The organism is uncultured Bacteroides sp. (assembly GCF_958445495.1).
Classification (GTDB): Bacteria; Bacteroidota; Bacteroidia; order Bacteroidales; family Bacteroidaceae; genus Bacteroides.
Window position 1 is genome coordinate 1 of sequence record NZ_CAUCSQ010000055.1, and the last position, 13,649, is coordinate 13,649.

Annotated in this window: 6 protein-coding genes; all 6 read right to left on the minus strand. The window is 46.7% G+C overall.

Going from position 1 to position 13,649, the window contains the following annotated elements; all coding sequences use genetic code 11:
- Nucleotides 1–325: 325 nt before the first annotated feature.
- Genes Q5076_RS15050 through Q5076_RS15075 form a run of 6 tightly spaced genes read right to left on the minus strand, consistent with a single transcriptional unit; the run spans nucleotide 326 to nucleotide 13,646 of the window.
- Nucleotides 326–2,656, minus strand: coding sequence for a hypothetical protein (locus Q5076_RS15050; protein WP_303014425.1), 2,331 nt, complete (start codon nucleotides 2,654–2,656; stop codon nucleotides 326–328).
- A gap of 24 nt (nucleotides 2,657–2,680) precedes the next feature.
- Nucleotides 2,681–5,029, minus strand: coding sequence for a glycoside hydrolase family 3 N-terminal domain-containing protein (locus tag Q5076_RS15055; RefSeq protein WP_303014437.1), 2,349 nt, complete (start codon nucleotides 5,027–5,029; stop codon nucleotides 2,681–2,683).
- 50 nt (nucleotides 5,030–5,079) lie between these two features.
- On the minus strand, nucleotides 5,080–6,228 hold the full coding sequence (locus Q5076_RS15060) for a glycoside hydrolase family 105 protein (RefSeq protein WP_303014426.1): 1,149 nt from the start codon (nucleotides 6,226–6,228) through the stop codon (nucleotides 5,080–5,082).
- Nucleotides 6,229–6,274: 46 nt separating this feature from the next.
- Complete coding sequence (locus Q5076_RS15065) at nucleotides 6,275–8,242, minus strand: hypothetical protein (protein WP_303014427.1); 1,968 nt, start codon at nucleotides 8,240–8,242, stop codon at nucleotides 6,275–6,277.
- A 6-nt stretch (nucleotides 8,243–8,248) separates the two neighbouring features.
- Nucleotides 8,249–9,517 (minus strand): DUF4861 domain-containing protein, encoded by a 1,269-nt coding sequence (locus Q5076_RS15070; protein WP_303014428.1) that lies wholly within the window; start codon nucleotides 9,515–9,517, stop codon nucleotides 8,249–8,251.
- A 19-nt stretch (nucleotides 9,518–9,536) separates the two neighbouring features.
- Nucleotides 9,537–13,646, minus strand: a complete 4,110-nt coding sequence (locus Q5076_RS15075; RefSeq protein WP_303014429.1) for a hypothetical protein — start codon at nucleotides 13,644–13,646, stop codon at nucleotides 9,537–9,539.
- Between the last annotated feature and the right edge of the window lie 3 nt (nucleotides 13,647–13,649).

The following is a 13,649-nucleotide window of genomic DNA, read 5'->3' on the forward strand; positions in this document are numbered from 1 at the left end:
AGAGCGCATGATTCATAATCATGAGGTCCCCGGTTCAATCCCGGGTCCCGCTACTAAGTCGAAAGACTTGTAAATTAGGCAATTAGGAGGCTTCCACTCTTGGTTGTCTTTTTTTATTTTACTAACCCGTGAAATCATAGCGGATCAGTTGTAATTCAATGTAATATGGTTCCTTTTAATCTAAAATTTGCCCCATCTGCAATAAAAAGAACCATATCATTACTCAAAAATAGACTTTGATACGGTTCTTTTATGTTTATCGGTTACAATCCATAACTTTTCTAAGGGCCCATTTTAGTTTTGTCATCCTCTTTGCACAAAATTGTTAGCGTTCCACCGCCCATTTTCCATCCTTTGCAATCTCCACATTTAACACTCTCTTATCAGCCAGGACAATACGTATATCACTCTTTTGCGTCCCATCCGTTTTGGAAGAAATGGTTTTTGCCATATCTTCCGCTCTCCAAGCGATATTGTGAGGAATAACGATGGTCACAAATGTAATGGGAATACCCGGCTTCACTTTCTGTTTGGCAAAGACTGTAGTCGGCTTTACAGTATATTCTTGCTGCTGCGCTCCAAAACTACGTCCTTTCTGTTCTTCGAAATAGATAAATAGACGATCGGTTTCTATATCCTTGCCGGAACGGTCTTTCCATCCCTTTGTCTCTCCGGGAGAATCAAACCAGTTCTTGCCACGCTTATCCAAGGTATATAGTTGCCACAGGCTGCCGGCTGTATAATCTTCTGTTCCTATTCCGGGCAACAGACAATCCTGCATAATAAGGATTCCTTCTTTTGTCAACACAATGTTCCGTTGTAACGTGGAGCCGTCAACGCATTGATTATCCAGTATAACCTGTCCATAACTATCACCGTTACGTGTCTCTGCCATTGCTTTCCTCACCGTGTTCGGGTTGAATAAAGTACCCGCTTTCTCATGGATATAATCTTCACCCGGAAGTTTCACCTTATTATAAGCACGTATCATAAAATCCAAGACAGACTTTCCGGCTTTATCTTTTGCTATATGCTTCCAGTCACAGCCGATGTACCGATAATCATCCAGACTGAAGTCGACGGACACATCCAATGTAACAAAGCACACATTCTTGTCAGGAAGTACTATTTTTATCGCCTTTTCTCCCTTTTTCAAATCGACCAGCTTTACATTCTTTCCCCAATGCTCCAAAGTATTGCAATCATGCAGCAATTTATCTCCAGCTTTTCCCGTCAGCTTCACACTCCTGATATAAATCTCCTCGCCCGGCTGTCCCTGAAAACGGAACGTAAGTTTCTTCATTCCGCGCATGGAAGCATCATCTGATATTTCCGTAGACTGACTAAAATCAATGTAGTCCGTAAACCAGGTATCAGTCAGCAAACGGCTCTCTTTCTCACCAAAAGGAAATCCGGCATCTGTCGCTCTCATTAAAACAACCGTATTGCCATGACGTACATCTGTGGCATGTCTCTGCACCCCATGAAACAAAGGAGCATCATCTACCTCAAAATAATTGATTGTACCACGCAAGTTCGGATGCTGATGTGTACCGGAAGCATATAAGTCACTCATGACAAACGGAGCTCCCAGTTCGGCTGAGCCACGCAATAACAATTGGTCAGGGATTCCGGTCTTTCCTTTCCGGTTGGTACGGGTCGTCACCATAGACAGGCGAGCCGGTGATTCCGCTTTCCCCTTAAAAGAAGGTAACAGAGCCGCTTCTGCCAACGCTGCCCAGTCACAAGCCTGACGTAAATTCCATCCCGGAGCAAAATACTTCTTCTTCTCCAGATTAGGATAACCTATCGTGAAAAGCTTCCATGCTGCTTTACGATAAGAAGCATCCCCGGTAAGGCGTGCCATCTTCTCAAACACCAATATCCAATTATTATACGCAAAGAAGTAATCATCCCCATATTCGGGCATATATCCGCTAGGCGCCTGTTGGTCACGGTAGCGTTCAAACCATTTTGTTATTTCCTGCGTCTTTAACAAAGCCACTTTACCGCTTTCAATAGCAATACTGATGATATCATTCAAATGAATGGAAGCATAAAGAGTCGCAGTTTCATCTACATCTTTATTCCGGTACCAAAACTCCCACATCTTATCGACATACTCCTTCCAACGAGCGGCATTCGGAGCATCCGGAAATAAATTATACATACGGACAAATCCCAAAGCCCGTTCCTGCCCCTGATTGTTATCTATAACAAAGTCCGGGTCGAAATGAAGGTCAGCGAAACGAATCATAACATCATCCGCTTCGTCCGACAAACGCTCATTATCTTTCAAAACCTCATAAGCCAATGCCAGATTCTGCAATGCAAAAAAGTCATCCCTCCCGTTCATCAGCTTTTCATTCTTTCTCCACTCGCTCACAGCGTTTTTAAACACCTGCTCGGACATATCCAAATAGCGTTTTTCCTGTGTAGCCTTATAGAAGATAGCAGATGCGGACATCAGATTGGTAATCCAACGTACATTCTTATTCCCTATTTCCTTGACAATCCGTTCCTCACTGTATTTCTGCGTCAGCAAATCAAAGGCAACGGACGCTTTAGGCAAAAAATCCGCCCGGCGCAGTTCCTGCGCCCGGACATAGCATGCCAGCAATAAGCCGGCAGCAACGAACCAATACTTCAGTTTCATTACCATCATTACTTATTGTTCCTGTCATCCATGAACGGTAAAAGTCCCCGTAAGACGGATATCGGCAGAAGATGCACCCACCATCACTTTAAATGAACCCGGTTCCACTACAAATCTCATGTCTTTGTCCCATAAGCCCAAATCCTGAGGAGTCAGCAAGAAATGAACCGTCTTCTCTTCACCTGGTTCCAATGTGATACGTTCAAACCCTCTCAGCACTTTCGTATAAGTAGTAACACTGCTCACTTCATCCCTCAAATAAAGCTGTACCACCTCGTCTCCAGAACAGTTCCCCGTATTCTTCACCTTACAGCTAACCGCAATCTCACCTTGTGTTCCCTGTGTTCCCGGAGTAATAACCAAGTCACTATATGTAAAGGTAGTATAACTCAATCCATGCCCAAACGGATAGAGCGCACCATATACCGCAGTCTCCGAAGACTCATCCGAGCCCGGTTTGAACGGGAAAGCAAACGGTATCTGCCCTACTGATTTAGGGAAAGTGACCGCCATGCGTCCACCTGGATTATAATCACCGAACAAAGCCTCAGCAACCGCCTGACCGCCAAATTCTCCCGGGAACCAGGCATGAATAATAGCCGGCACATATTTATTGGCATAATTAATACTGGCAGCACGCCCGTCAATCATCACCAGCACCACCGGTTTTCCGGTTGCACAGACTGCCTCTAGCAGCTCCTGCTGCCGTCCCGGTAAATTCAGGCTAGTACGCGAACGGTCTTCGCGAACCGTCAGTTCCGAACCGCCCAGCACCATAATGACAACTTCCGCATCACGGGCAGCAGCCACCGCCTCTTCCATCATCTGTTTTTCCTCTTCCGTCTTTTCGAAAGGAAGAATCTCGCTTTCCGGGAAATGGGGGTCTATAATCTCACAACCTTTCTTATATACAACCGAAGCCTCCGGCAACAATTCCCTGATACCCTGATAAACCGTCTTTACCCGGGCGTTAGCCGGTCCATACCGGCAAATCAACTGTTCCCGTTCATCAGCATTCGGGCCGATGACCGCCAACTTCTTCCATGTCTTCTTCAAAGGCAGCAACTGCCTCTCATTCTTCAATAACACTAAGGACTGGCGAGCCGCTTCCAAAGACAAATCCTGATGTTCCCGGCAATGAACCACCTTTTCCGCCAAAGCTCCGTCCCCCCTATACGGGTTGTCAAACAACCCCAACCAGAATTTCACCCGCAGGATATCCGCTACCCGGTCATCAAGTGTCCTCTGTGACACTTTGCCTTCCTGAACAGCTTTCCGCAGAGGTAAAATAAAATCTTCCGGTACCGTAAAGTGTGTACGGATATTCAAACCTGCATTTACAGCTTGCGCCACTCCATCTACCTCGTCCGCCGCTACCTGATGCTTGGTTGTTATAAATTCCACCGCTTCGCTATCGGACACTACATATCCTTTAAATCCATATTCCTGACGAAGAATCTCTGTCAGAAACTTATAACTGCCCGTAACCGGTTCACCGTCATAATCATTATAGGAACTCATCACTCCCAATGCACCAGCTTCCGTAAATGCCACCCGGAACGGATCCAAATACAGCGTGCGCATTTCCTTTGGTGCCACATGCGGGTCGGTGCGTGTCTTTCCATCGCGTGCACCTACCGGAATACTATACACCGCAAAATGCTTCACCGTAGAAACCAAATTCTGCTTCTGCAGACTCATAATCATCTGCTTGCCTAACTGCCCGACAAGATAAGGGTCTTCCCCATACGTCTCCACCGCACGCCCCCAACGGGGATCCTGTGCTATATCCAAAATAGGAGAATAAATATTGGTATATCCCAACGCATCCGCTTCTTTCGCTTCCACCTCTCCGATACGGGCAATAAGCTGCTTGTTCCAAGTAGCCCCCTGCCCACTTTGCGAAGGGAAATAAGTAGCCCGGTCGTGGCACAGCCCACGAATCCCCTCATTCGTAAAATCGACCGGAATTCCCAAACGGGTTTGCTCCACAAACCAACGTTGAAGCTCGTGTTTGGTCTTTACATGCTTGGTATATGGAAATGAGTACTCCGAGCCAAACTCCCCCAAGCCGTTATGCTGTTCATCAATATTCCCGATTCCGTCTTTCCAAATCTCCTGCTTCCATTTCTCTGTGGGCACGGCATCCTTCAACACTCGTCCCGAACCGTAAAGGGTAGCCATCTGGCAAGTCTTTTCGTCAACAGTCATCTGGTTCAACAAGTCCCGTACCCGTGCTTCTACCGAAGCATCTGGGTCTTCATAGACATCCATCTTCCCGTTTTTATTGAAGTCAATCCATCCTTTATGGTAGATTCCGTCTTTGGGAGAGGCCGATATATCCAATGCAGTTGCAAAGCATAAAGCCCACATTCCGATTCTTAAAAATGTTTTCATGTTCTTCCGAGTCTTCATTTTGATACTTATTTCTGTGCTTTCAACAGTTGGTACTGGTCATAGAACATGATAGCCACTCCATACCCAAACGGACGGTCGTTCACAATCTCACGATTATAATAATAATCCTTATCACCAATACAGGTTCCGGCACACACGTTCTTCATCACCAGATAACCATCCTTCTTCATCAGGCTATGCTCCTGCAATCCCTTATAAGCACGTTCCACTACCGGCATGAAAGTATCAGCAGGCAACAAACCGTTTCTGACTCCCGCAGTAATGGCATAAGCAAACATCGCCGTACAAGAACTCTCAATAAAGTTTCCTTCCTCACCCGGATAAACAGGCAACTGGTACCAATGTCCGTTCTCCTTGTCCTGCACACCGGCTAAAGTATTCATCATCTTCAGATACTTCCCTTTCAACAATTCGTATTCCGGCATCTGCTCCGGCATGATTTCGAGGATATTCACCAGTGTCATCGTAATCCATCCGTTGCCCCTACCCCAAAATTCATTATTCCGCCGGTAAGGATTATCCGCCCAGCCAAGCTGACAACAAGGGTCGACCGTAGAAATCGTGTCATTATCCCAACCGTGATACCACAACCCGGTTTCCGAATCTTCCAGTTTCTCGGCATGCGCATTAATCTGAAAGACAGCTTCCCGTAGATACTTCTCATCACCGGTGAGTTTGTACATCTGCATCAGAAACTCACTCACCATATACACCGTATCGTCCCACAACTCAATCACATTCTCCCGATGAGAGATACCACCGTTATCCGACCGCGGTATTTCACAATAGTCCTTATAGACATCAAATGCCTTCTGCTCGTATCTCCCCTCTCCCGTAGACTGAGCCAGATAAGCCATACCGAAGCCGGAAGCCACTGCATTGGGATGCAGGCCGTTCACATCATCCATTGTATGTTCCATCGCTTTCCGGATATAATCCGACATCTTTCCTGTCTCGATATTATTCTCGCAACGCTCGATAGCCGCTTTCAGAAAAATGGCCTCATTCCAGTTCCATACATACTTGTCAGCAGGCATATAAGACTCCATAACATAACGGCTCAACTCATCTCCCCAAGCATTGGCGTTCTTATCAACAACACATGACGAAAACAGGCTAGCCAAAGCCATCAATAATAATATTTGTTTCTTCATTATTCTTCGTTTCAATAGTTATATGTAAAATTGCAAATATAGTCCACTATTCCATCCGCAAGGTTTCAGTACCCGTTGCCGTATGAAACAGCACGCTATTACTTCCCGCCTTTTGCTGCATATAGTCACTTTTAGAGATATATCCGATATTCAGTTTCATAGTCTTTCCATTCACTTTATACTGTCCGCTATAAGCTGTCTCAGGAGAGAAGAAAATCAATTCCAATACATCCCCCTGAATATTTGTATAAGAAATGGCAGGAGTATCACTTGTTTCATAATCCGCCGAAAGCTGAAGTTTTACCTTTGCCTTTATATCAGCGGCAAATTTATTCAGTTCGGTCTCCATATCCCCTCGAGCGTCTTTGTATTGTTCCACGATTTCAGTCGTTTCCAGTACCCAAGACCCCCGGCGCCGTTTTTCGTCTTTAAGAGTCAGTATGTAATGATCCTTAATGCCATACTTATCATCCAGCAAACCAAAATCCCATTCTTCGGGAGTAGAGAAAGCAAACATCATCGAACCGGTGTGACACAACACCCAGCGCATGCCATTGATTTCCCTAATCATCCTTTTCTTGATACCCTTGCGGGTGAACGGCACATACATCTGATAAAACTTGGGCTCGTCCATATAATTCTCCGCCACATTATAAACCCCGACGGCAGCCCCTTCATACGCCAGCACCCGATGATAAGGGTTTTCCCCATATCCCGGCTTGTTCGATACCGTCTGATGGCTTTGCGGACGCTCCGGGTTATCATGACATACACTGAATACAGAAGCATCGGATAAATCAGACTGCCATACCAAGTGCAGATTCTTAGTCTCCTTGAAAGCATAAGTGTACTGGAAGTTCTTCAACTTATCCGGAAACGCTTCTATGGTTTGTGTAGACAAACCGTAATTCTTGCTCTGATAAGTATATCTACAGCAAAAATGGTCTTTATCAATCCGCAAGGCCTCAAAACTGTAAGGATATTGCTTGCCCGCATTCAGAGCCTGAAGAAAAGGAAGCGGCTTGACATTACGTTGATACGCCATCCAGAAGTTAAAGCAGCCAAAGTTATCTTTACCCGCATTCATGCGAATCATACGCTCCTCCTGTCCACCATAGAACAACCAGGCCAATTGCGTAATCTGCACATCCAAGCCCAAATTACCCGTACATAGATTTGCCCACCCTTTACAACGGGACGGATTAGCACAATAAAGTCCCTGATTCCAAGGTAACATCAGTTGTGCGACCATATGCTGATAAGTAGCTACGGCAGTTTTCCGTACTACCTCATCTTGGCTAAACTCAGCAAGCATCCTCACATACTGAAGATTTATTCCCAAATAAGTAAACGCATCCGCTTCCGGGCAATTATCCGTAAAGAACGACCTCAGATCCTCCACAAGCCTGTTCCGCAAATACTCCTTCAACTGCGGAGAAGTACTTCCGTCCGCATCGGTGAAGTCTGCCCATTCTTCCGCACAAAGAAAACCACTTGCCTGACGCATCAGCCGCATATTCAGCGTACCTTTATCATTCGCATACTTTCCTAACTGCATGAAGTCCTTTATCTTTTTACGCAACTGTTCTGTCATTTTCTCCTTAGTAAGCATATACCCATGCATAGTGGCATGCACGAAAAACTCCAGGTCGGAATCAGAATTATAAATGTCATTTATATGCTCCGATTGATACTGATACATCTCAGTCAACTTTGTTATGGATTCCGCTGTCTCATAGTCGCGCCACAACCTTGCATAGTAAAAGGGAGACAAATATTTTATACTATAATCTTTCCCCGGAGTCACCCGCAGCATATGATTAATAAGCGACTGCGCCCTTTCCTCATAAGTAGCGCCCCGCATAAAAGGCTCTTCTAACTCTTCGGGAGATTCTTCCGGGGTTGACGGAAGAGACGAAGACTCATCTTGACTTATATTACTATCATTACAAGCTGAAGTGCAAAACAAAAGCAACATGCACAAAACCATATATGAAAAAACTTTCCGTTTCATCTGTCTCTAATTAATAGTCACAACAACAGGATTATTCAAACAACCGGCATACGTATCAATCAGCCGTATAAAATCTTCACGTTCGGAGAAACTCTCTACACTGAGTTCCCAACCGGCATATACCTGATAGGAGTATCCCTTTTCACCCGGTTTCAGTTTGGCACACCATGTCTTAAGAATACCCGTTCCCTCTTCCGGCGCATGAAACGTTTCCAGCAATTGTTCCTTCGGAATCAGCAACGCCATACCTAGCTCATAATCTTTCCCGACCGTCTGTTTATCATGTGTAATCATGGAAATCCATTTCCCGTCATACAACTTCTCCACCGGCTCCTTTGTATTATTATTCGCCACGATACCTGTCACCAAAGCTGCGTTTTCCGGAAGCGGAGAAGTGCGTATCTCTTCTTCATACCCGTATTTTCCCGCCCAAATCGTTACTGTCTCATGAACATCGACTTTCGTACCGAGAATATCCCATCCGATAAAATCCAACCGGAACACCGAGCGAACAGGGCCTTCCGTTATAATCTCGAAATGAGAAGAATCAATCCTATCCACCGTATCTTTAAACTCCACTCCCATTCGTATCAGCGTATCCTGCAACTGAACGGCAAGCCCGCCCAATCCGAAAGAATTGGCCGCACTCAGAATGTCGCATCCCCACTCCCTCAATTCCTGATAAGTATTGTCCGGGCATCCGTCCGCACGGATACCTATCGTATCCAGCACCATTTCCGCCACCCGCTTACCGAATAAGTCACGGCAATTCCGTCCGTCAAAATAATGGCGGAAGCCCACCTTGTCATTTTCCCATGCCGGACCATCCATCTGGTAAGGATAATTCACCGAACGGGGTAAATTGTGCTTGCCATGCGTATCGGAACTCAATTCCTCTACCTGACCAGGCGAAATCATCTTTCCGTAACGGATATTAGTACGCCTTTCGAAAGCAGGATAATCGGCAGCAGCAACCCAATCCAACAGCAATTCCGCCTTTTCGCCACCTCCCAGTGTATAGACAAAAGCCAGTTCATCCCATACACCGTCCTGATCCATATCGTCCACCTGGCACGGAACGTATGTCCCGTCTGCCCTTTTCACCACAGGAAGCAAATCTCCCCCAGTGACATTCAAGTCCGCACGCGAGAACTTGAAGTTCTCATCCACGCGCTCTATATCCATAGGATTCTGTAACACAATGGAAACAGCGGGTTTCTTCTGACACGAAGAAAGAGCGACTACCAGTGCGCATAAAAAATATATGATTTTCATGTAAGCCTTTTATTTGTTATTAATCGGGATAATACTTCTCTGGAGACATATGCGCAGGCATATAAGGCGGCATCCAAAAAGCCGACTGCCGTTTGAACTTCAAAGAAGTGTCCGGATACCAGTTCTTCCAAGAGGCCGGATCGGTATCTTCTACAGGAGACAACTTCCCTTCTCCATTGCCATTGACGGAAGAGACTGCATATTCGTAGACCTTCACTCCTTCCCTGTCCTGCAAACGGTTATCCAACGAACCCGGCATCGCAAATGCCTTGCGGACTCCCTCAGCGGTATTATCCATGAAATGATTCTCTTTACCTTCATACACCGGACGGAATTCCTTTTCACCTTTCACTCTCCGGTACAAACGATATTTCTGTACTCCAAGCACTTTTCCCCATGACAACTCTACCCGGTTCTTATCCAGTTTCAGCCAGACACCTTCCGGATAGTGGGGAGCCTCATCCGTCACATAAACCGGATATTCCTGCGCAAACGAAGCAGCCCTGTTGCCATTCAAAGCAACGGCACGGACATGAATCTTATTCTGATAACCACTCTTAGACAGTTTGCAAGGAGACTGCCCGGCAGTCTTTACCGCTTTCCAACTTTTACCCCCGTCCGCAGAAACTTCCAACCGTATAGTCTTCACGTGATTCGGATTTTTCCAATACACCAGGAATTGATTCTTTTCATATTCCACGTCTGTGATTTCAGCAGGCAGCGGCAGTGCCTTCCCCGTCGTATATTCCCAGTTATGTTCACCGACCGGCAGCGTCACCACCGCCCGACCGGCTTTCACCGTAACAGGTTGAGCTGCTCCGTCTATATAAAAAGTACCTTTGGCAGCCAATCCCATGAAAGTCACTTTGGCAGGCTTCAATGCTTTAAACACACCGGACAGGGTTCCGTCCACCGCACGGGTCAAAGCCACTGCCGCTTCATTGTCAGTTTCCAAAGACAGTCCCAGCCCGTCCGCAGCCATTTCAGTCCCCCGGATTAAAGCCAATTGCAGGCTACCGTCCTTCATCCGCCGAATCACGCCCGCCTTCCCATGAAAGGCTTCCTGCTCCGTACGATACTCCAACACCTTTCCTGCACGGAACACCAAGTCCTCACTTTGAGGAGCACAGATACCTGTCACCCCTTCGGGATAAGCATCCTGCTTTGCCGGAATAAAATCGGTGACATCTTTCGTCTTCAACAAAGGAATATGCTTCAAACTTCCTTTCAATGGAACCACCTCGCCCTTCTTATGTGAAACCAATGTAAGTAATGAGCCGAACGCATCACGATAAAATCCTTTGGAAGTAGCCGTTTCCGCAACCGTCCAATAATCATCGCGCGCTTTTTTGGACAAGAAAGTAATCTGCGGATACTCAAATCCCTTTCCGGTAAACCATGAGAAACGATGCGCCGCTCTCCAGTTAGTTCCCGTTTCATCAAAAATCAAATAATAATCCGTGCCGACCAGCAGGATACTGCGCGACTGGTATTCCGGCCAGCTATACAAGTCCTTTCCGGTGGCAGGCAGCAATTCCGCAAACTGTGCAATGCCCAAGTCATAAAGAGGAGCTGTCAGCTCATTCATCCCAATGGTTCGGAACTCTCCGTTCTTCATCACACCGAAGTTGGTGATACCGTCCAGATTATTCGTGATATGGTCGCCGGCATTCTCATTCTCGTGTCCGGTAAACAACTGTCCCTGTGCATAGAAATAAATACCTCCGGAGTTTCCCTGCGCCTGATTTCCCCAACGGTAGTTAGGGCCCTTATCCACTTGTTCCAAATGGATGGACAATTCTTCCGGTGTATCCACCCCTGCCCGGAGCACAATGCCATGCCCCACATATTTACAACTCTTCAAGTGCGGATTCGTCCCACGGTTATCCACCGCATGCATCCGCTTATATACTTCAGACCAATCCGAATTCTTGGATTTATGCTCCAGTTCCTTACCAAACTTGCCTGCCCAAAATATATTCTCGGCTACTATCGGCTCATAATTGAACAACCACTCCCCCAACTCGGACAATGAACAGGGACGGTCGAAAGTCGTTCCCCCCCCGTGCGCACCGTGAGCCGGATACTGGCGGGTAAAACGTTCCTCGTCCAACTCGTCTCCCGGTTTCCATCCTTCAGGATATCCTGGCTTTGCCCCCTTTACATTTCTATAATTATAGACAGGAGCAGTCAGCATGTCCACCAACCATTTTCCTCTCTCCGCCATATACGGACTGGCAAAGCGATTTTTCCCGTCATACAGTTCACCTGCAATATTCGAATGTCCTGTCGGACGCAGATAAGCCCAGTTATAAACCCCCAGGCTCTCCACCCAACGACCGCCCTTGCCTTCAAAAGCCCTCACTTCGGGACGTGTATAAAACACTCCATAAATCTCCAGGCATTTCTCGAAGAAGTCTCCCCACTCTTTAGCCATCGTGTGCTCCGGAAACAAGTACGATACCTGCATCGGCACGCACCAGCCGTCGGCAGCCATGTTTGCCGTACCGGCCAACGAGTTGCGGATAGCATTCATCTCTTCGAGCATATTCACATAACCGCCGAGGATAAACAAAGCCTTCACCGTCTTCCGCTGCTTTTCTGTCAGGCTGCGGGCATAGAATAAATACCCTTCCACCAGCTTGGAGTACACCGGGCGATGTTCTATCGAATGAATCCCCGGATAAAAGTTCAGCCCCATCGGATAATAAGCAAAGGCAGACGAAATCATGTTTTTATAGAAACTCTCCGCCGTCTGTCCTGTATGGTCTTTTACAAACAGATTTTCCGGTTGCTTCTTGTCGTCTCCGTATTCCAGCTCCCAGTCCTTTATCCTGTCCAAGCTCAAAGCCGCATATTGCTGATGAAGCATCTGCACATATCGGTACGACAAAAAATCCGATTTGTGTGCACCGCCATTAGCGGCAATCTTGTCAATACGTTTATTAAATTCCTTCACTTCTTTCTGTCCCTGTTCTTCAGAGAAGAAAGTAATTGCCGTAGAACGGCTTCCGTCCACAAGCGGATAGTTGAAGTACAACTTCTTTTCATCATAACGGAAATAAATACTCAGATCCGGTGCCGGTTGCCAAATACCGTACTGGTGGTCGTCCCACTTCTGATGCTCATATACAAATACCCCCAACTCATCCGCATTCTTACCTTCTTCCCAGAAAGACATGACCGGTGTCTGCTCCCTCACGGAGTTTCCACCAAACGGAGAGATACGAAAAATCATCTCCTTTGCAGGGTCTTCTATCCATCCCATTCCCGTCCAGTGCGGGTCTTCCTGCGAGTAACTGGTATGCACAGGCGTGTCAATGCCTATCCATTGTGAAGCCTTGTCGAATACACGATCCCACTGCGTACCGAAACGTTTCATCGGAGCAAAATTCTCCCAGCACATGTCCAGATACACCTCGTCTTCCTTCGACAATCCCGTCATCTCTTCTTCCAGAATGACAAACGGATACCCCTGTATCATCTTCACCCATGCAGTATAAGTCGCATTTCCGACAAAATAATACTTCACCCGGTATGTCACAAACAATTCGCCCACCTCAACCGGAACGGTCTCTATCCGTTCCACTTTCTTATGATGGGCATACAACACATTATTCCCGATCCTCCGTTCACCCTTCCGGACGGACATTACCGGAGCCGGAGCCTTTCCGGCTTCCACTGGCTGCGACTTGGGAAGGTACACAGCCATATCTTCATTACCTATCAAAAACTCTTTCTCTTCTGATGCCACCACCAAAGGGCGGGATACCGCTACCGGCTTCCGGCCGGTGGCCGCTAATTCATATGCATACTTTCCGCCCTGTGGCAATGTAGCAAAGAAGTTCACCCTGGCACGTTGCAGCAGTCCGTTCTTTACCACCTTCTCCGATAGTTGGAAAGGGACAGGCTTATCCTGCCCCTTATCTATCAACGAAAGCATTTCTTCTTTCACTCCCCCGTCAAAATCCACCACATAACTAATCAGTGTACGCGGCCAGTTGTATGTCGGCAAGTCAATCACATCCTGTTTCTCAAACAAAACCGATTGCCCCGCAACCATGCGCACCTGCGCCTGCATACAAGCGGCAAGTATTATCAACAGGGAAAATATGATACGTGTTTTCATGGA